Here is a 19,061-nt window from a genome sequence, read left to right as displayed (position 1 = left end):
GTCTGTTCTCCGGCTTGGATGGAGAACGCGCCAATCGCCGAAACGGGTCGCTCTCAGTCGCCGCACAGGATTTCAGCTATTCGCGCGCTCAGCATTTCGTCATCCAGGCCGTCGACGAGAATCATCTTCGACCGCGACTGGCCGCCGCGCGTCACGGTCACTGAAGACTTCGACACGCCAAGGCTCTTCGCCAACAGACGGATCAGGGCGTCATTGGCCTCTCCGTCTATGGGACGGGCGCGCACACGCACCTTGAGCACGCGCCGTCCCTCTGCGTCCGCTTCCCAGCCATCAATGCGATCCACAGCCGCGCCGGGCTGCAGCCTTATGGGCAGGTTCGCCATGCGTCCTCTGCGAGCAAGAAAAAGGGCACGGCTCCTTTCGAAGCCGCGCCCTCTGCAGATTGGTCTAGCCCAGACTTAGCCCAGGGCCGTCATCAGTTCCGGCACGATGGTCTTGTAGTCGCCGACCAGACCATAGTCCGCGACCTGGAAGATCGGGGCGTCCGGGTCCTTGTTGATGGCGACGATGGTCTTGGAGTCCTTCATCCCCGCCAGGTGCTGGATCGCGCCCGAGATGCCGATGGCGATATAGAGCGCCGGCGCCACCACCTTGCCGGTCTGGCCGACCTGGTAGTCGTTGGGCGCATAGCCGGCATCGACCGCTGCACGCGAGGCGCCGATGGCGGCGCCCAGCTTGTCGGCCAGCGGCTCCATCACCGCGTGGAACTCGTCCGCCGAGCCCAGAGCGCGACCGCCCGAGACGATGATCTTGGCGGCGCCAAGTTCCGGGCGGTCCGACTTGACCATTTCTTCCGATACGAAGGTCGTCTTGGGCGCATCGGCGCCGGCGACGCTCTCGACCAGGGCGGATCCACCCTCAGCAGCAGCGGCGAAGGCCGTCGGACGCACGGTGATGACCTTCTTGGCGTCGGACGACTGGACCGTCTCCAACGCGTTGCCGGCGTAGATCGGGCGCACGAAGGTGTCGGCCGAAACCACTTCGACGATGTCGGAGATCGGGGCGACATCCAGCTTGGCGGCGATACGGGGGGCGAAGTTCTTCCCGTCCGTCGATGCGGGCGTCAGGATGGCGTCGTAGCCGGCGGCCAGCGGCACCACGGTCGCCTCGACCGCTTCGGCCAGGCCGTGGCCCAGACCGGCGCTTTCGGCCAGCAGCACCTTGCGGACGCCGGCGATCCTGGACGCGGCGTCGGCGGCCGCTTGCGAGCCCTGCCCGACGACCAGAACGTCCACGTCGGGCGACAGGCCCAGCGCAGCGGTCACGGTCTTGTTGGTGGTGTCGCGAACGGTCGAACCGTCGTGATCGGCAATGACGAGGACAGCCATATTACAGCGCTCCCGCAGACTTGAGCTTGGAAACCAGTTCGGCCGCATCGGCGACCTTGACGCCGGCCGACCGCTTGGGCGGCTCGGTGACCTTGATGACCTTCAGACGGTCGGCGACATCGACGCCGTAGTCGGCGACCGCCTTGACGGCGATCTCCTTCTTCTTGGCCTTCATGATGTTGGGCAGCGACGCATAGCGCGGCGTATTCAGACGCAGGTCCACCGTCACCACCGCCGGCAGTTCGGCCGCCACGGTCTGCAGGCCGCCATCGACCTCGCGCGTGACCGTGGCCTTGCCGCCCTCGATGACCAGTTTGCCGGCGAAAGTCGCCTGGGGCCAGTCCAGCAGGGCGGCAAGCATCTGGCCCACCGCGTTGTTGTCGCCGTCGATGGACTGTTTGCCCATCAGGACCAGATCGGGCTTTTCTTCCTCGACCACCGCCTTCAGCAGCTTGGCGACCGCCAGCGGCTCCAGGTCCATATCCGACTGGATCAGCAGCCCCCTATCCGCACCCATGGCCAGGGCGGTGCGGATGGTTTCCTGCGCTTGGGTCACGCCGATGGAGACCACGACGATCTCGGTCACGGTGCCGGCGGCATGATGCTCCTTGCCTTCTTTCAGACGAACAGCCTCTTCGACGGCGATCTCGTCGAAGGGATTCATGCTCATCTTGACGTTGGCCAGATCGACGCCTGACTGGTCCGCTTTCACGCGGGCCTTGACGTTATAGTCGATCACCCGTTTGACGGGGACGAGTACCTTCATGGGTCTATCCGTGAAATCGCCTGAATGTGTGGGCAGGACATGGAGCGGTCGCGAAGGCCTGTCAACGTAACGCGGGGTCAAGCTGTGGCTGCGACCCTCACCCAACGGACTACGAGATGAAGCGTTTCCTGACCTTTCCCCGCCTGGCGATGATTTTCTTCGGCCTGTTCGGCATCGCCATCGTCGGGATTTTCATCCTGCAGGATTACTGGGTCGCGCCGGGCAAACGATGCGAAGCGGCCGGCAAATGGTACGACATGGAAACTCGTTATTGCGCCCAGCCCATCTCCATCGCTGAGATCACCAAGCGCCCGATCGGCGTGTCGCGCGCTGAAGCCTCGGCCGAAAAGAACCGCGAACTGGTCCGCATCGAACAGCAACTCGCCGCCGAGGACCGCGCCCGCGCCGCCGAAGTCCAACGCCAGAAGGCGGCGCTGGCTGCGGCACGACCCGCCGCGTAACGGCTAGCGGGTCGCGCCCGGCTTCCATTTCACATCGCTGGCGCCGTTGGCATTGGCGCGGCGCGCCGCGACGAACAGATGGTCCGACAGGCGGTTCAGATATTTGACCGCCTCGACATTCACCGCCTCGCCGCTTTCGACCAGGCGCACGGCCTCACGTTCCGCCCGGCGACAGACGGTGCGCGCCACATGCAGATGCGCCGACAGCGGGGCGCCGCCCGGCAGGATAAAGCTGTCGAGAGCCTTGAGGCTCTCGTTCATCCAGTCGATTTCCTGCTCCAGCCGGGCCACCTGCGTCTCGATGATCCTCAAGGCCTCCCAAGCCGGCGGCGGATCCAGCGGCGTGGCCAGATCGGCGCCCAGATCGAACAGCTCGTTTTGGATGCGGCCCAGCATGGCGTCGATGCGGTCATTCTGGCCGCTGTTCAGCCGCGCGACGCCGATCACAGCGTTCAATTCATCGACGGCGCCATAAGCCTCGACGCGGATGTTTGTCTTGGACACCGGCGCGCCCGACGCTAACCGCGTGCGGCCCTCGTCACCGGTGCGGGTGTAAATCTTGTTCAGCGTCACCATGATCAGGCCCCCTTCGCCGCCTTCCACATCATGCCGACGACCAGCAGGATGACGGCCAGCGCCTGAAGCCCGACCCTCAGCCGCATCAGCTTGTTGGAGTTGGTCCGCGCATAGTCCCCGCCCCGAAACAGGGAATAGAGGCCAAAGCCCAAAGTGATCGTCACGGCGGCGATGGCGACGATGATCAGGATGTCGAAGATCTGCATGCCGTCGTTCTAGACCCGGATCGCCGCAACACGCCAGCGGCGCTCGCCTGACGCCCGTTACGATGCGGCGCCGCTTGCGACCGATGGGCGCACCCCCCTTGGAGTAAGGTTGCGAATGCTGTTGAGAGGCGCTCGCAAATATCAGGGGCTATTTCGATCATGACCTTCTCGACCCGCGCTCGCCTGTTGGCCGGCGCTTCCTGTGCTTTCGGCCTGACCTCGGGCGCCGCCCTGGCGGAGACCGTTCAACCGGTCATGGCCGGACAGGCGACGCAGACGGCCGAGCTGGGCGAGATCGTCGTCACCGCCTCGGGCTTCGAACAGCGGATCAACCAGGCGCCCGCCTCGATCAGCGTCATTCCCCGCGCCGAGATCGAGGAAGTCCGCGCCGTCTCCCTCGCCGAGATTTTGAACAATGTCGAAGGCGTCGACACTGGCGCCGCCGTCGGCAAGACGGGCGGCCAGACCATCAATATCCGGGGCATGGGCTCGGACTACACCCTGATCCTGATCGACGGCCGTCGCCAGAACACGGCCGGCAGCGTGACGCCGAACGGCTTTGGCGAAACCTCGAACAGCTTCCTGCCGCCCGTCTCGGCCATCGAGCGGGTCGAGGTCGTACGCGGTCCCGTCTCCACCCTGTACGGCTCCGACGCCATGGGCGGCGTGGTCAACATCATCACCCGCAAGATCGGCGACGAATGGCACGGCTCGGCCAGCGCCCATTACACGATCCAGGGCGATGACGAGTTCGGCCCGATCCGCGGCGGCGACGTCTATCTGGCCGGCCCATTGATCAAGGACCGCGTCGGTCTGTCGATCCGCGGCTCGCGGTCGGAACGCGAACAGTCGCGCCTGACGTTCGAAAACGTCGCCGGCGCGGAAACCCCTGTCACCGGCTTCGGCCGCAGTTCCACCGCCAACGAAATCTGGTCGGCCGGCGCCCGTCTGGCCTTAAACCTGCATGCCGACCACGACCTGTGGATCGACGCCGACGTCGGTCGCCAGTGGTACGACAACTCCAAGGGCCAGATGGGGACCGCCACCACCGCCGGCGGCTACGACAAGTTCCTGGAGTTCAACCGCGACCAGGTCGCCATCGCCCACAACTGGCGCCTGCCTTTCGGGACGCTGGAATCCAACTATTCGATCGCCAGGACCGAGACCAAGGGCCGGATCATCCCCAACGGCGTCGCCGGCGCCGGCGGCCCGCGCGATCTGGAGAGCGAGAACCGCATCTTCGACACCAAACTGTTCTCGCAGTGGCGCAACCACACCTTCACCGTCGGCGGCCAGTATTGGGAAGCCGAGATGGTCGACGGCGTGGCCCCGACCCGCTTCGAACACACTCAGTGGGCCGTCTTCGCCGAGGACGAATGGCGCTTTACAGACAACCTGGCCCTGACGGTCGGGGCGCGCCACGACAATCATTCGGTCTTCGGCTCGCAATTCAGCCCCCGCGCCTATCTGGTCTGGAACCCGACCGATGTCTGGACGGTCAAGGGCGGCGTCAGCCAGGGCTTCAAGACCCCGCGCCTGGAACAGCTGGCCTCAGGCATCAACGGCTTCGGCCAGCAGGGCCGTCTGCCGCTGCTCGGCACGCCGACCCTGATGCCGGAGACCTCCACCTCGACCGAATTCGCCGTCCTCTATGACGATCATGAGCGCCTGCGCGCCGGCATCACCGTCTTCCACAATCAGTTCGACGACAAGATCGCCACCGGCGTGCCCATCGCCAACTGCACCTTTGGCCTGACCCAGGCTCAGTTCGCCGCCGGCACATACAACAAGACGGGCTGCGCAGACGTCGGCTTCTGGCCAACCTTCGCCACCTTCGGCCAAAGCATCAACATCGACGAGGCGACCACCCAGGGCGTCGAGGCGACGGCGCGCTACCGCTTCAACGACGCCTGGACGCTTCAGGGCAACTACACCTTCACCGACAGCGAGCAGAAGTCGGGCGCCAGCGCGGGCCAGCCCCTGACCGACACGCCCGAGCATATGGTCAACGCCAATCTGCGCTGGAACGCCACCAACCGGATGAACCTGTGGCTGCGTGGCGAATACCGTTCGGCGCGCTATCGCGGGACCGGCGACGCCCAGACGGCGCTGGGCGACTATGACGCCTACAGCCTGTTCCACCTCGGCGGCGCCTATCGCATCGACGACAATCTGACGGTCAATGCGGTCGTCTATAATCTGTTCGACAAGGACTTCGTCAGCCTGCTGCCCTACGGCAGTCCGGTCGTCTATGCGCCCGAGTTCGCCAACAATCAGGAACCGCGCCGCCTCTGGATCTCGGTGACGGCCGCCTTCTGATCCTTCGGGCAGAAAACCATCAGGCGGGGGTCGCTTCGGCGACCCTCGTTCTTTTTGCGCCGAGCTAAGCCATTTGGTCACGATTGCCGGTGCAATCTGCGCGACATGACTGATCGCGCCGTCCGCAATCTCGAACATCTCAAGAGCTCGGCCTCCACCGCCCGTGTGCTGAACCTGCTGCGCGTGTGGGAGGAAAACGGCGACAGCTCCGCCGACGGCGCCGTGCGCAATCCCGACTGGGCCGCGCGTCCGATCTTTCGCACCTCGGCCCTGAACCGCGCCCTGATCATCAAGCATCGACTGCGTCGCAACGAGACCGACCTGTTCACCGGCCGCCGCCAGGTCGCCACCAAGGTCGTCATCCCGATCGACGACGAGGATCTGAAAACCGGCGGCCGCTATGTCTTCGTCAATCAGATCGGCTTCGAGCGGATGATGATGGAGGCGTTCGGCATCGCCGCGACCCATCCCGACATCGAGACCCTGCGTCTGATCGACAAGCTTCCGTCGCTGGACCCCTTCCTGCTGCGTGAGCAATTGCGACGCGGCGGCCTGGACCCCTCGCCCTGCTATTTCTCGATCAGCGACAGTGATCTTCAGCGCATGCTGGCTTTCGTCCGCAGCGAGATAGAGCCGTTGGTGACGCTCAGCCTGGGCCCTGACACGGTCGCTGTGAACTCCGATTCGGCCGGGCGGATGGCGTCCAAGATCCTGTCCAACACGCCAGGTGACCAACTGGACGCCCTGCGCCTGACCCTGCGTTTGGCGCCGGAGCAGTATCAGGAGGGCGTCTTCTGCTGGAAGGGCTTCCTCTATTACAAGTGGACGCTGGCCGCCCTGCTGGGCGAGGTCGCCGGCGTCGCCGAGGCGGTCCGCACCATCAAGCCCGTCGGCAAGATCGACCGCGCCGCAAAGGAGTATCTGGCCCGCAGCCGCGACGTCCTGCGCAGTCGTATCATCAAGACCTGCGACGAAGTCAGCCGCACGCTTCGCATCTATGACGACGCCTACGCCAAGCTGACGCAGGAGGGCCGCCCCACCGCCTTCCGCGACTTCCTGCTGGACGCCCCCTCGATGTTCGCCAAGCTGGGCGACCAGCTGGGCGCCGTCCAGCACATCGTCAGCTACTGGCGCTTCCGCTTCGGCCCCGGCGCCGCGCCGGTGAACGTCGAAGAACTGATGGACATCTTCATGGACTTCGAAACTGGCCTTCTGGGCCGCGGCGAAGTCCCCGACGACATCGGCATGATCGCGGCTTAAGCTATCCTGCGGATCAGCGCGTCTGGTTCGCACCTTCGCTGCTGTCACAGCTGTATTGCGTACAATAGCGACGCTTCAGCTCTTCGAATGCGTCTTCTATCGCTTCCGATACTGGCGCTGCTGATTCGAAAAGATCTTCGTCAGGCAGGACAACGTATTGGCCTGTGAGAAGGCGGCGTAAGTCGTCCTCACTGGCGACCCTTGCCAACTGGATCGCCATCATCTCTGGGCGTTGCGCGCGGACTTCGACGAACAGTTCGTCAACCCATGGCTGAACGACAAGTCTGCGGTCGTAATCGAGCCCGTCCAGAACGTCATCTTCCTCTGGCTCTTCACGCTCCAAGGCGCGCTCGACAAGTTGACGCGCCAGTTGCAACTGCGTTTTCGTCGGTTCACGCCCCTTCCAGACGGGCGCATCCTGAACGGAAAAGCGAACGGTTGTCTGCATCTCGCCGGGCACCGGAACGCCTCCATCGCGACCCAGCTTCAGTTCGCCGCTGGCCACGATAACGCGCGCTGCAGCGCCAAAACCCAGCCCGTAAGGACGTTCATCCACGACGCGACAGTTGTAGGGGTGTCCGTCTTCCCGCTGGTAACAGCGAATGCGCGCCCAGCCGTTGACGCCCAGCCGCGCTGCAAATCCTGGCATCAGTTCAACGGTCACCTCGGGATCTGGAGTGGCTGCCCAACTGATGTCGGTGCCTGGCCGCTCCCACAGGCGTGACGTGCCCGGGTCCAACATTATGGCGGAGAGAAGCAGAAGGGTTGAAGCGAACAAGACGAAAATCCCCGAAAATCGCCGGGGAATCCAGCACAACTCTTACGCAGTGTCGATGCGCTTATGAGCAACTGCGATTGTCAGTGCGCCGCGTCCCAGTTCGACGCCGCGCGCGCATCGACCACCAACGGCACGGTCAGGGCCACGGCCGGGTCCGACGCGTTTTCCATCACCTGCTTGATGACGGCGATGGCGCGGTCGGCTTCGGCCTCGGGGGCTTCGAAGACCAGTTCGTCGTGGACCTGGAGCAGCATGCGAGTGCTCAGGCCGGCCTCGGTCAGGGCGGCGGGCATGCGGATCATGGCGCGGCGGATGATGTCGGCGGCGGCGCCCTGGATCGGGGCGTTGATGGCGGCGCGCTCGCCGAACTGGCGTTCGGCGCCGGACTTGGAATGGATAGCGGGGATGTGGATACGGCGGCCGAAGACCGTCGAGACGAAGCCCGTCTGACGCACCTCGGCCTTGGTCTTGTCCATATAGGCGCGGATGCCGGGGAAGCGTTCGAAGTAGGTCTTGATATAGGCCCCGGCCTCGCCCTGATCGATGCCCAGCTGGTTGGCCAGGCCGAAGGCCGAGATGCCGTAGACGATACCGAAGTTGATCGCCTTGGCGCGGCGCCGCGTCTCGGACGGCATGCCCTCGACAGGGACGCCGAACATTTCGCTGGCCGTGGCGGCGTGAATGTCCAGCCCGGCCTTGAAGGCGCGCTTCAGCTCGGGAATGTCGCCGATATGGGCCAGCAGGCGCAGCTCGATCTGGCTGTAGTCGGCGCTGATCAGGACATTACCGGGCGCGGCGATGAAGGCCTGGCGGATCTCGCGGCCGGTCTCAGTGCGGATTGGGATGTTTTGAAGATTGGGATCGCTGGACGCCAGACGGCCGGTGGTGGCGGCCGCCAGTTGGTAGCTGGTGTGGACGCGGTCGGTCTTGGAGTCGGCGGCGGCGGTCAGGGCGTCGGTATAGGTGCCCTTCAACTTGGACAGCTGGCGCCAGTCCAGCAGGACGCGCGGCAGGTCGTGGCTGAGCGCCAGTTCCTCCAGCACGCTGGCGTCGGTGCCCCATTGGCCCGAGGCGGTCTTCTTGCCGCCCGGCAGGTTCAGTTCGCCGAACAGGATCTCGCCGATCTGGCGCGGCGAGCCGATGTTGAAGGGGCGGCCGGCGATCTCGTGGGCCTGGGCCTCCAGCTCGGCCATGCGCAGGCCGAACTCGCTGGACAGGCGTTTGAGGCGGTCGGGATCGATACGGACGCCGTTCAGCTCCATGTCCGCCAGCACCGTCGGCATGCCGCGTTCCAGCGTCTCATAGACGGTGGACATCCCCTCGCGCGCCAGTCGGGGCTTGAGGATACGCCAGAGCCGCAGCGTCACGTCCGCATCCTCGGCCGCATACTCCGCCGCCGGTTTCAGGGCGACATGCTTGAAGGATTTCTGGCTCTTGCCGGTCCCCGCCACCCGCTTGAACGGGATCGGCTCGTGGCCCAGGTGCAGGCGCGACAGCTCGTCCATGCCATGCCCGTGCAGTCCGCCCTCCAAAACGTACGAGATCAGCATGGTGTCGTCATAAGGCGCGACGCGAATGCCGCGGCGCGCCATGACGGCGATGTCGTATTTGGCGTTCTGCAACACCTTCAGGACCGACGGGTTTTCCAGCAGCGTCTTCAGCTTGGTCAGTGTCGTGGGCTTGTCCAGCTGATGGATCGGTTCGCGCGCCTCGCCCGGCTCGCCGAACAGGCCGCCGTCGTTCGCCTGCGGCTCGTGCTCGTGCGTCAGGGGGATGTAGCAGGCCTCGTTCGGCCCCACAGCCAGCGACACGCCGCACAGGCCCGCATGGGTCGCCGACAGGGCGTCGGTCTCGGTGTCGAAGCCGACGACGCCGACCTCGGTCGCGCGCGCGATCCAACGGTCCAGCGCTTCTTCGGTCTGGACGCATTCATAGACGGCGTGATCGAAGGTCTGGACCTCGGCCGGGCCTTCAACGACTTGTCCGTAACGCGGCGTGGCGACGGGGGCGTTCAGGTTCGGCGCACGCTTGGGCGCAAAGGCCGAGACGTCGCTGGGGCCGGCCTTGCCGTCGCCGACACGGCGCTGAAGCGAGCGAAACTCCATCGTCTCCAGGAAGGCCGACAGGGTCGCGGGATCGGGATCGCGCACGGCGAAGTCGTCGATCGCCTCGGGCGCCGGCGCATCGCAGGTCAGGCGCACCAGCTCACGCGACAACCGGATCTGATCGGCGAAGGCGATCAGGGTCTCGCGCCGCTTGGGCTGTTTGATCTCGCCCGCACGGGCCAGCAGCGTGTCCAGATCGCCGTATTCGTCCAGCAGCTGGGCCGCCGTCTTCGGCCCGATGCCAGGGGCGCCGGGCACATTGTCGACGCTGTCGCCGATCAGGGCCTGCAGATCGACCATCTTCTCGGGACCTACCCCGAACTTCTCGAACACCTCGGCCTCGGCCAGACGCCGGTCCTTCATCGGATCCCACATCACGACGCCGCCGCCGATCAGCTGCATCAGGTCCTTGTCGGAGGAGACGATCACCGCCTCTCCGCCCGCGTCGCGCGCCTTGCAGGCGTATGTGGCGATCAGGTCGTCGGCCTCATAGCCAGGCAGTTCCACGCAATGGACGCCGAACGCCGCCGTCGCCTCGCGCACCAGCGGGAACTGCGGGATCAGATCCTCGGGCGGCGGCGGGCGGTGGGCCTTGTACTGGTCGTACAGGGTGTTGCGGAACGTCTTCTCCGAATGGTCGAAGATCGCAACCAGGTGGGTCGGGCCATCCGCCCCCTTCATGTCCTGCAACAGCTTCCACAACATGTTGCAGTAGCCCTGAACCGCCCCGACCGGCAGGCCGTCCGACTTGCGCGTCAGCGGCGGCAGGGCGTGATAGGCGCGGAAGATGTAGGCCGACGCGTCGATCATCCACAGCCGCAGCGCGGGGCCGTCCTGCGTCAGGGGACGTTGGGTATCTGGCGTTTCGGGCGCGGTCGTCTCGGTCATGGCCGGAACATAGGGGTCGGAAGCCCCCGCGTCAGCGTCAGAATTCGGTCCAGCTCGATCCGGGGTCGCGCCGGCCCGGCTGGGCCTGCTGTTGGCCCCAGGACACCACCATGAAGGCCTTGTGGCTGCGAATGCGATAGGTGCCGATCATCGGCACGACGGCGCCCAGCGGCGCGCCGGTCTTGGCCTCGTAGAGGAAGCCCGAAAACTCAGCGACGCCGACGCGGTCGCGGTGGCTGTAGACCGACAGTTCCGGCAGGGAGACGACGTTGAAGGTCTCGTTGATCGGGATGCGCATCTCGGGAATGCCGAAGACGCGCCGCATCTGTTCCAGCGACAGGGCGCCGGCGCGGATCTCGAACACCGCGTTCGCCTCGTCCTTGCTGCGGGCCAGGCTGAAGCCGGCGTCCGAGATCGCGCCGCGAATGGCGCTGACGGCGTAACGCGTGCCTTCACCCTGGAAATAGGCGTCGTCGACGAAGACCGAGGCGCCCAGCGGCAGGGGCAGGACCATGCCCTCGATCGCCTTGTCCGACGCCCGCGCCAGAAGAAGCTGCTCCGTCGCCGTGCGGCCTGTATTGCTCTCGGTGGTCGAGGCACAGGCCGACAGGGTCAGGGCCAGCGCCGCCAAGGCCAGCGACAGCCCCTGCCCCGCACGCATCACCATGCTCCGGTATTGGGCATCGAGGCCCAGGGCTCGGCCGGCGCCAGAGGTGCGCCTTCCTGCAGCAGTTCGATGGAGATGCCGTCGGGCGAGCGCACGAAGGCCATGTTGCCGTCGCGCGGCGGACGATTGATCATCACCCCGCCGTCCATCAGCGTCTGGCAGGCGGCGTAGATGTCATCGACCTTGTAGGCCAGATGGCCGAAGTTGCGGCCGCCCTGATACTCTTCCGGGTCCCAGTTGAAGGTCAGCTCCACCTCGGGACAGCGTTCCGCCGCCGACTGCGCCAGGTTCTTGGGGGCCGCAAGGAAGACCAGGGTGAAACGCCCAGCCTCGTTCTCGGTGCGCCGTACCTCCTGCAAACCCAGAAGGTCGCAGTAGAAATGCAGCGAGGCGTCGATGTCCTTTACCCGGACCATGGTGTGCAGGTAGCGCAAGGCTCGTCTCCGTCCGAACGGGGTGTCAGCGGTGTATAGACCCAGGCGCCGTGACACCGCGACTGAACTGAGGTTACGAACTCAGTGGGACTCGGGCTCAGTGGGCCTCGGGCGCGCGGGCCGCCGGGCTCAGGTATTCGTTCTCGTCGTGCGGATGGGCCGACAGGACGAAACGCCGGTCGCAATAGCCGCACTCGATGAAGTCGTCCTCGCCCATGTCCATATAGACCAGCGGGTGACCGAGCGCGCCGCCGCCGCCGTCGCAGGCCACGCGCTTGGTGGAGACGACGACCTCTTCGGGCGGCGGGATGATGGCGTCGGAATGGCGGGGGGGCATGGTCCGGTCCGTCTGAAAGGCTTGCGCGCTTCCTAGGCGGACCTGCCCCGAAGGTCAAACCTCGGTGGGCGCCGCCGGACGACGGCCCAGAAGACGGTTCAGCATCGCCTTGCGCTTCTTGAACAGTGTCAGACCCAGACAGGCGGCGCCGACCCACAGGCCGATTTCGCCGATGAGCAGCAAGGCAGCGCCCGCGATGGCCGCATGCGTCATTTCGATCTGATCGGTCTTGCCCGCCAATAACGCCAGCCCACCACCGATATAGCCGATGGCGCAGACGCCCATGGCGACGAAGCCAATCAGGCGGGTGCGGGTCAGGGGCGTCTTGGATTTCTGAACGGTGGTCACGGCGATCTCCATCAAGCTGGGTTGTCTTTATGACAAGCAAGCTAGACACAAGAATCACATTAGTCAAGCACCATTGACACAAGGACAGGCACACTTGTCGCAACTTCTATGTTGGACAGGTTGGCGAATGCGGCCCCGCGCCCTACCTATGCCGCTCGCCGTCCCGCCCGAGTGAATAGCCGATCATGTCAGAGACCCCCGCCCTGCCCGACAACGCCATCGAGGTGCACGGGCTGAAGAAGACCTATGCCGGATCCAAGAAAGCCGCACCCAAAACGGCCCTGCGCGGTGTCGATCTGGTCATTCCCCGCGGTTCGGTGTTCGGACTTCTGGGACCGAACGGCGCCGGCAAGTCGACCCTGATCAACATCCTGGCCGGGGTGGTGAAGAAGTCCGAAGGCTCGGTGAAAATCTGGGGCCGCGACATCGACAAGGAGCCGCGCGACGCCGCAGCCGCCCTGGGCGTCGTGCCGCAGGAGATCGTCGCCGACGTCTTCTTCACCCCGCGCGAATCGCTGGAGGTCCAGGCCGGTTTTTATGGCGTGCCCAAGAATGAGCGCCGGTCCGACGAACTGCTGGCGGCGCTCGGTCTGTCCGACAAGGCCAACGCCTATGTCCGCGCCCTGTCCGGCGGCATGAAACGCCGCCTGATGGTGGCCAAGGCCCTGGTCCACAATCCGCCGATCCTGATCCTGGACGAACCGACCGCCGGCGTGGACGTCGAACTGCGCCGCCAGCTGTGGGCCTATGTGCGACGCATCAACGAAGAGGGCGTGACCATCGTCCTGACCACCCATTACCTCGAAGAGGCGCAGGAGCTCTGCGACACCATCGCCATCGTCAACCGGGGCGAGGTCGTGGCATGCGAACCGACGCCGCAGCTTCTGCGTCGTCTGGACAGCCGCAATGTGGTGGTGACGCCGGAAACGCCGCAAGCGACGCCGCCTGTCCTTGACGGTTTCCAGGTCACGCCCCGTCCGGGCGGCGCCTTCGCCGTGACCTACAAGAAGGGGCAGTCGTCGGTGGAACAGGTCATCAACGCCGTCCGCGCCGCCGGCGTCACCATCGCCGACATCACCACCGAAGACCCCGACCTGGAAGACGTCTTCCTGGCCCTGACCTACGGGGATGCGTCGCGTGTCGATCCGACCAAGGACTAATCGACCTCGGACAGGAACTCGAAGATCGCCGCCTTGGCCTCCGGTTCGTCCAGCATGGGGGCGTGGCCGATGCCGGGAACCTCGACATAGGCCATGGCGGGTGCGGCCTTCTTCATCCGCCCGGCGATGTCGGCGTTCAGCAGGTCCGAGTTCGCGCCGCGCACCAGCAGGGTCGGCTTCTTCCGCGCCAGTCGCCGGAAGAAGGGCCACAGGTTCGGAACCAGCGCCTTGGCTCCCGCCGCCCGGATTGGGACGGCGATGCCCGGGTCATAGTCCAGCCCGATCTCCCCGTCCGGCTGCTGACGGAAGATGCGCCGCGCGAAGGCGCCCCAATCGGCATCCGAATAATGGGGAAAGGCGACGGCGTTGATCCGCCGGGCATAGGCCGCCGCATCGGCCCAAGAGCCGATTTCGACCGGCTGCCCGCTATAGGCTGCGATGCGCGCCAGCCCCTCGGGCGCCACCTCCGGCCCGATGTCGTTCAGGATCGCCGCGACCACCGCCTTGGGCTTCATCGCCGTCAGCGCCATGGTGATCAGCCCGCCCATCGAGGTGCCGAGAAAGACGGCGCGGTCGATCCCCGCCTGGTCGATCAGGGCCAAAACGTCGCGCGCATAGACAGCGGGCACATAGGTCATGGGATCGGACGCCCGATCCGACATCCCACGCCCGCGCACATCCACCGCCAGCACCCGCCGCCCGCTCTGGGCCAGCAAGGGCGCGATGGCTTCGAAATCGGCGCTGTTGCGGGTCAGGCCGTGGATGGCGATGACCGGCGGACGCGCGATGCCGGGACCTGGCGCATAATCACGCGCGAACAGATTGAGACCGTCCGGCGAGGTCCAGCGGCGTTCGACGAATGGATAGTGCGCGCTCATTGGCGATCTCCTCCGATTTTCCACCAGAGTAATTCACCAAGCGAGGAAATGCGACGACCTGGTTTCAGAGACCGACCACGTCGCGCACAAAGGCGTCCAGGTCGCCGCCCTCGAACAGAAACCCCGCCACGCCCGCCCGCTCGCCGGCCTGCAGATCGCGCTTCTGGTCGCCGATGATGAAGGAGCGCGCCGGATCGAGATCGTGCTCGGCGATCGCCCGCAGCAACATGCCGGGGTTGGGCTTGCGATCAGGATGATCGGGATGGCGATAACGCGCCTCGACCGCCTCGGGGTGAAAGGGGGCGGCATAGACGGCATCGATGATCGCTCCATCTTCGCCCAGTCTCTCGACCAGCAGGGCGTTGAAGGCCTCCATCTGCGCTTCGCTGAACAGACCCCGCGCCACGCCCGACTGATTGGTGACGATGACGGTGCGATAACCGCCCTGGTTCATTCGCCGCACGGCTGCCCCCGCGCCGGGGATCAGCTTCAAATCCTCAGGCCGATGCGGATAGCCGCTGTCCTCGATCAGCACTCCGTCCCGGTCCAGAAAGGCTGCAGGAACGCCCGTCATGCCTTGCGCGCCAGCAGTTCGATGAAGGCCGTCATCAGATGATACAGGCTGGACGCCGGCACAGCCTGGTCGTGCGAGCGACCCTCCGCATCGTAGCTGTCCACCCACAGACCAGGAACGGCAGTCGCCAGATGGGTGTCGAACGTCGCGTCGATAAGATCGACGGCGCCCGCATCGCCGAACAACAGGGCCGAACGGATCGCCTCGGTCTGGCACCACAGACGCCGCCCTGCGTCGATCGGCGCGCCCGAAGCGTCCATCTCGCGGATCATGAAACCGTCCTTGAGGCCCTGCGCGACGGCGCGGCGGTGTAGCCCTTCGGCCGCCTCCGCCGTATCCAGTCCAGCGACCTTGGCCTGGCTCAGCAGCCAGGCCCATTCCTCGAAATGCCCCGGTTCGAGGATGCGGCCTGTGACAGGATCCAGCGCCCAGTCCTCGGTGAAATACTCGTAGACGGCGCCGTCGATCAGGAAACAGGTTCGGCACAGACCCAACGACACGCGGGCGGCCGCCTCAAAAGCCGGATCGGGCGCCGTCGCCTGCCAGGCCAGCATGGCTTCCAACAGGTGCATATGCGGGTTTTGCCGGCGCGGCAGGCGCGGCGGCAAGGCCTCCTGCCAACCGCCGTGCGGGGCGACCATCATCTCCTCGATCTTCGCCAACGTCTCCAACGCCAGCGGTCGCGCACGCGGATCGCCCAGCACCCGGTGAGCCGCCGCCAGCGAGAAGAGGACGAAGGCCATATCGTAGAGATCGGGCGTTTCATCCAGCACCGCGCCCGCATCATCGGTGGCGGCGACCCAAAGGCCGTCCTCGCGACGGCAGGTCGCGATCATCCCATCCAGCCCGGCCTGGGCCACCGCGCGACCCCGCTCCCAACCCAGGGCGGCGGCTTCGCAGAAGACATAGATCTGGCGCGCCTGCACTCGCGTTCGACGGCGCGCGCCGATCACGGGCCTGCCCTCGAAATCCAGCAGCTCGAAGAAGCGGCCGTCTTCATCCACGCCGCGATCCGCCCACAGTGGAAAGGCATGATCGAACAGCCAGTTTGAAACCTTGGTTTGGGCGGCGGCGAACGTGGTCATGGCGCTGGCTTAAGGCGCAAGCTGACGGGCGCCAAGAGGCCCATGCGGTAGCAAAGGGCAACGCGAAGTGACGCCGCGCGATTTGGCCCCTGCGCGCGATCTTGCTAGGACGACCCGACATTCGCGGCCCGTAGGTATGGGGTCGCCGCCCGATCCCCCGTGGAGAGCGTCCCTCATGATCCCCTTCATCGACCTTCAGGCCCAGCGCCTGCGTCTCGCCGGCAAGATCGAGGCCGCCGTCCAGGAGGCCGTCATCGGCGGGGCCTGGGTCATGGGCCCGCAGGTCCGCCAGTTCGAATCCGACCTCGCCGCCTTTGGCCAAGCCAAGCACGCCCTAGGCTGCGGCAACGGCACCGACGCCCTGATCCTGCCGCTGATCGCGTGGGGCGTTCGGACCGGAGACGCCGTTTTCTGCCCCAGCTTCACCTTCACCGCGACGGCCGAGGTCGTGCCTTGGCTGGGCGCGTCGCCCGTGTTCGTGGACGTCGATCCGCGCACCTACAATATGGACCCCGCACACCTGGAAGCCGCCATCGAAGCGGTCAAGGCCGAGGGGCGCCTCACGCCCAAGGTGGTCATCGCCGTCGATCTGTTTGGCCAGCCGGCCGACTATCCCGCCATCCGCGCCATCTGCGACCGCCACGGGCTGAAGCTGATCTCGGATTCGGCGCAAGGGTTCGGCTGCACCCTGAACGGCGACCACCCGCTGAAATGGGCCGACGTGACCACGACCAGCTTCTTTCCGGCCAAGCCCTTGGGTTGTTACGGCGACGGCGGGGCGGTGCTGACCGACGACGACGACCTGGCGCAGGAGATGGATTCGCTGCGCGTCCACGGAAAGGTCGTCGCCAAGGACCTTCAGGCGGGCGCAGCCGCGTTCGCCCACGATCCCAAATACCTGGCCATGCGCATCGGCATGAACAGCCGCCTGGACACCATCCAGGCCGCTATCCTGATCGAGAAGCTGAACGTCTTCGGTCAGGAGATCGAATGGCGCAACCGGATCGCCGCGCGCTACAACGAGAAGCTGGCGCCCCATGTCGCGGCCGTGCCCCATGTGATCGACGGCGGCGTGTCGATCTGGGCCCAGTATACGGTCGAGCATGAGGATCGGGACGGTCTCGCCGCGCATCTGAAGGATCAGGGCGTGCCCACCGCCGTCTATTATCCGGTGCCCATGCACCTGCAGCCCGCCTATCAGCGCTTCCCGCGCGGTGAGGGCGGCCTTCCTGTGACCGAACGACTGAAGGACCGGGTCATCAGCCTGCCGATGCACGCCGATCTGGACGAGGCGACCCAGGACAAGGTCATCGCCGCCGTCGCCAGCTACAAGGGCTAACCCATGACCAACCCCGTCCCCCTCAAGATCGGCGTCGCCGGCGTCGGCGTCATGGGCCGAAACCATGCGCGCGTCGCCTCCGAGATGCGCGAGTTCGACCTGACCACCGTCTTCGATCCCGACGCCGTAACGGCCGAGGGCGTCGCCGCCGCCTATGGCGCCTCGCCGATCACCACGGCCCAGGCCTTCGTAAACGCCGGTCTGGACGCCGCCATCGTCGCCACGCCCAACCGTTTCCATGCCGAGATCGGCGTGGCCCTGCTGGAAAAGGGCGTCCACGTCCTGGTCGAAAAGCCGATCGCCGCCAGCGTCGCCGACGCCCAGCGCATGATCGACGCCGCCAAGGCCAACGACCGCGTCCTGATGGTCGGTCAGGTCGAACGGTTCAATCCGGCGGTCGAGACGGTCAAGCGCGCCGTCGCCGACGACGAGATCATCTCGATCCAGATCACCCGCGTCGGCCCCTTCCCGCCGCGCATGGGCGAGGTCGGCGTCGTCATCGACCTGGCCGTCCATGACATCGACATCATCCGCCACCTGACGGGTTCGGAAATCACCGAGGTCCAGCCTCAGGTGGCCCGCACACGCGCCGACCGCGAGGATACGGCCCTGCTCCAGTTCCGTTTGGACAATGGGGTGATCGCCCACATCACCACCAACTGGGTCACGCCCTACAAGACCCGCACGCTTCAGGTCGCGACCAAGACCAAGTTCATCGTCGCCGACCTGATCACCCGCCAGGTCACCGAATACTTCGGCCAGCAGCCCGACGGCTCCTACTCCACCCGGATGCTGAACTCCTGGCCGGCCGAGCCTCTTCGCAAGGAGCTGGAAGCCTTCGCCCGCGCCATCACCACCGGCGAAACGCCTGCGGTCACCGGCGAGGACGGCCTGCGCAATCTGGAAGCCGCCCTGCGCTGTCTCGGCGAGCACTGATCGGGGCGAAGCCTAGTTCTCGCCGCAAAACCTGACGAAGAGGGACGTATGCGCCGTTTCATCGCCACCGCCCTCGCTCTCGCCGCTGTAGCGTCGGCCGCGGCACCGGCCCAAGCCGACACCCGGTTCCTGTCCTACAATGCGTCGGACCGCATCACCCAGGCCCTGACCAAGGGCGTGACGCTGGAGGTCCGGCGTGGACTGTTCGGCGCGGTCCAGGTCGAAAGGCTTTATTCCACCTCGGCGCGCGGCACGGCCGGTTTCACACGTGGCGGACCCGATGCGGCGCGTCGCGCCCTGCCACAGGGCGCACAAGTGAACGACATCTACGGCGTGGATCAGGACGGCGACGGCCGCGGTCTGGCCCGCGCCCTGTGTCCTGGCTCGGACGAGGTCTGGCTGATCATGAGCCGGGTTCGGGCGCCGCGCCCCCTGACCATGCAGGCGGTCGGTCGATGGTCGGACGGCGCCTATCGCCATTGCGTCACCCTGACATACGAATGGCGAGGCGAGTGGGCGACAGCCCCCGCGTCTCGCACCGCACCCGACTGATCCGGCCCCGGACTGTTCCAAAATCAGCACGCGCAAGCGTCAA

General features: G+C 65.9%; 21 protein-coding genes. 7 read left to right on the top strand and 14 right to left on the bottom strand.

Features of this window, described 5'->3' with window-relative positions; all coding sequences use genetic code 11:
• Nucleotides 1–53: 53 nt before the first annotated feature.
• The 3 genes from AC3ISA_RS07040 to AC3ISA_RS07030 all read right to left on the bottom strand — a co-directional run bounded on the left by AC3ISA_RS07040 (nucleotide 54) and on the right by AC3ISA_RS07030 (nucleotide 2,115).
• The gene (locus tag AC3ISA_RS07040) at nucleotides 54–344 is read right to left on the bottom strand and encodes a DUF167 domain-containing protein (RefSeq protein WP_489179892.1); all 291 of its coding nucleotides are present in this window, start codon (nucleotides 342–344) and stop codon (nucleotides 54–56) included.
• A gap of 75 nt (nucleotides 345–419) precedes the next feature.
• Nucleotides 420–1,349, bottom strand: a complete 930-nt coding sequence (locus tag AC3ISA_RS07035) for an electron transfer flavoprotein subunit alpha/FixB family protein (RefSeq protein WP_489179891.1) — start codon at nucleotides 1,347–1,349, stop codon at nucleotides 420–422.
• A gap of 1 nt (nucleotide 1,350) precedes the next feature.
• Entirely contained in the window at nucleotides 1,351–2,115 is a 765-nt protein-coding gene (locus AC3ISA_RS07030; protein WP_489179890.1) for an electron transfer flavoprotein subunit beta/FixA family protein, read from the bottom strand.
• Nucleotides 2,116–2,231: 116 nt separating this feature from the next.
• On the opposite strand from AC3ISA_RS07030, the gene AC3ISA_RS07025 reads away from it, so the two are divergent.
• A complete protein-coding gene (locus tag AC3ISA_RS07025; RefSeq protein WP_489179889.1) occupies nucleotides 2,232–2,576 on the top strand; it encodes a hypothetical protein in 345 nt (114 codons plus the stop codon).
• Nucleotides 2,577–2,579: 3 nt separating this feature from the next.
• On the opposite strand, the gene AC3ISA_RS07020 is transcribed toward AC3ISA_RS07025, so the two are convergent.
• Together AC3ISA_RS07020 and AC3ISA_RS07015 are read right to left on the bottom strand one after the other, a co-directional pair.
• On the bottom strand, nucleotides 2,580–3,152 hold the full coding sequence (locus AC3ISA_RS07020; protein WP_489179888.1) for a cob(I)yrinic acid a,c-diamide adenosyltransferase: 573 nt from the start codon (nucleotides 3,150–3,152) through the stop codon (nucleotides 2,580–2,582).
• A 2-nt stretch (nucleotides 3,153–3,154) separates the two neighbouring features.
• On the bottom strand, nucleotides 3,155–3,358 hold the full coding sequence (locus AC3ISA_RS07015) for a twin transmembrane helix small protein (RefSeq protein WP_159848945.1): 204 nt from the start codon (nucleotides 3,356–3,358) through the stop codon (nucleotides 3,155–3,157).
• A 159-nt stretch (nucleotides 3,359–3,517) separates the two neighbouring features.
• Between AC3ISA_RS07015 and AC3ISA_RS07010 the strand changes: the two genes are divergently transcribed.
• Together AC3ISA_RS07010 and AC3ISA_RS07005 are read left to right on the top strand one after the other, a co-directional pair.
• The gene (locus AC3ISA_RS07010; RefSeq protein WP_489179887.1) at nucleotides 3,518–5,677 is read left to right on the top strand and encodes a TonB-dependent receptor domain-containing protein; all 2,160 of its coding nucleotides are present in this window, start codon (nucleotides 3,518–3,520) and stop codon (nucleotides 5,675–5,677) included.
• Nucleotides 5,678–5,782: 105 nt separating this feature from the next.
• Nucleotides 5,783–6,937 (top strand): hypothetical protein, encoded by a 1,155-nt coding sequence (locus AC3ISA_RS07005; protein ID WP_489179886.1) that lies wholly within the window; start codon nucleotides 5,783–5,785, stop codon nucleotides 6,935–6,937.
• Nucleotides 6,938–6,950: 13 nt separating this feature from the next.
• On the opposite strand, the gene AC3ISA_RS07000 is transcribed toward AC3ISA_RS07005, so the two are convergent.
• The 6 genes from AC3ISA_RS07000 to AC3ISA_RS06975 all read right to left on the bottom strand — a co-directional run bounded on the left by AC3ISA_RS07000 (nucleotide 6,951) and on the right by AC3ISA_RS06975 (nucleotide 12,494).
• Nucleotides 6,951–7,601 carry an energy transducer TonB gene (locus tag AC3ISA_RS07000; RefSeq protein WP_489179885.1) on the bottom strand — a complete coding sequence of 217 codons (651 nt, stop codon included), beginning with the start codon at nucleotides 7,599–7,601 and terminating at the stop codon, nucleotides 6,951–6,953.
• A 194-nt stretch (nucleotides 7,602–7,795) separates the two neighbouring features.
• Complete coding sequence (gene polA, locus AC3ISA_RS06995; protein WP_489179884.1) at nucleotides 7,796–10,708, bottom strand: DNA polymerase I; 2,913 nt, start codon at nucleotides 10,706–10,708, stop codon at nucleotides 7,796–7,798.
• Between the two features lie 37 nt (nucleotides 10,709–10,745).
• Nucleotides 10,746–11,369, bottom strand: a complete 624-nt coding sequence (locus AC3ISA_RS06990; protein WP_489179883.1) for a DUF6655 family protein — start codon at nucleotides 11,367–11,369, stop codon at nucleotides 10,746–10,748.
• Nucleotides 11,369–11,809, bottom strand: coding sequence for a VOC family protein (locus AC3ISA_RS06985; RefSeq protein WP_489179882.1), 441 nt, complete (start codon nucleotides 11,807–11,809; stop codon nucleotides 11,369–11,371). The genes AC3ISA_RS06990 and AC3ISA_RS06985 overlap by 1 nt, the downstream gene beginning before the upstream one ends.
• A 97-nt stretch (nucleotides 11,810–11,906) precedes the next feature.
• Nucleotides 11,907–12,146: a zinc-finger domain-containing protein gene (locus tag AC3ISA_RS06980; protein ID WP_463434923.1), complete on the bottom strand. Its 240-nt coding sequence runs from the start codon at nucleotides 12,144–12,146 to the stop codon at nucleotides 11,907–11,909.
• 54 nt (nucleotides 12,147–12,200) lie between these two features.
• Nucleotides 12,201–12,494, bottom strand: coding sequence for a hypothetical protein (locus AC3ISA_RS06975; protein ID WP_201304382.1), 294 nt, complete (start codon nucleotides 12,492–12,494; stop codon nucleotides 12,201–12,203).
• 185 nt (nucleotides 12,495–12,679) lie between these two features.
• Between AC3ISA_RS06975 and AC3ISA_RS06970 the strand changes: the two genes are divergently transcribed.
• Nucleotides 12,680–13,654 (top strand): ABC transporter ATP-binding protein, encoded by a 975-nt coding sequence (locus AC3ISA_RS06970; protein ID WP_489179881.1) that lies wholly within the window; start codon nucleotides 12,680–12,682, stop codon nucleotides 13,652–13,654.
• On the opposite strand, the gene AC3ISA_RS06965 is transcribed toward AC3ISA_RS06970, so the two are convergent.
• The 3 genes from AC3ISA_RS06965 to AC3ISA_RS06955 form a co-directional block, all read right to left on the bottom strand.
• Nucleotides 13,651–14,532: an alpha/beta fold hydrolase gene (locus tag AC3ISA_RS06965; protein ID WP_489179880.1), complete on the bottom strand. Its 882-nt coding sequence runs from the start codon at nucleotides 14,530–14,532 to the stop codon at nucleotides 13,651–13,653. The two genes, AC3ISA_RS06970 and AC3ISA_RS06965, sit on opposite strands and share 4 nt — an antisense overlap.
• A gap of 64 nt (nucleotides 14,533–14,596) precedes the next feature.
• Nucleotides 14,597–15,106, bottom strand: coding sequence for a D-glycero-alpha-D-manno-heptose-1,7-bisphosphate 7-phosphatase (locus AC3ISA_RS06960; RefSeq protein ID WP_489179879.1), 510 nt, complete (start codon nucleotides 15,104–15,106; stop codon nucleotides 14,597–14,599).
• Nucleotides 15,103–16,191 carry an AGE family epimerase/isomerase gene (locus AC3ISA_RS06955; RefSeq protein WP_489179878.1) on the bottom strand — a complete coding sequence of 363 codons (1,089 nt, stop codon included), beginning with the start codon at nucleotides 16,189–16,191 and terminating at the stop codon, nucleotides 15,103–15,105. The genes AC3ISA_RS06960 and AC3ISA_RS06955 overlap by 4 nt, the downstream gene beginning before the upstream one ends.
• Before the next feature lie 175 nt (nucleotides 16,192–16,366).
• Here AC3ISA_RS06955 and AC3ISA_RS06950 point away from each other — a divergent pair, with 175 nt between their 5' ends.
• From AC3ISA_RS06950 to AC3ISA_RS06940, 3 genes are read left to right on the top strand one after another with little or no spacing between them, the layout of a single operon-like run.
• Complete coding sequence (locus tag AC3ISA_RS06950) at nucleotides 16,367–17,530, top strand: DegT/DnrJ/EryC1/StrS family aminotransferase (RefSeq protein WP_489179877.1); 1,164 nt, start codon at nucleotides 16,367–16,369, stop codon at nucleotides 17,528–17,530.
• Between the two features lie 3 nt (nucleotides 17,531–17,533).
• The gene (locus tag AC3ISA_RS06945) at nucleotides 17,534–18,466 is read left to right on the top strand and encodes a Gfo/Idh/MocA family protein (protein ID WP_489179876.1); all 933 of its coding nucleotides are present in this window, start codon (nucleotides 17,534–17,536) and stop codon (nucleotides 18,464–18,466) included.
• Nucleotides 18,467–18,514: 48 nt separating this feature from the next.
• Nucleotides 18,515–19,018: a hypothetical protein gene (locus tag AC3ISA_RS06940; RefSeq protein WP_372691701.1), complete on the top strand. Its 504-nt coding sequence runs from the start codon at nucleotides 18,515–18,517 to the stop codon at nucleotides 19,016–19,018.
• The last annotated feature ends 43 nt before the right edge of the window (nucleotides 19,019–19,061 follow it).

This window comes from Brevundimonas sp. KH_058, assembly GCF_057838505.1.
The sequence above is the reverse complement of the archived record's forward strand: the minus strand, read 5'-3'. Positions and strand labels throughout refer to the sequence as shown.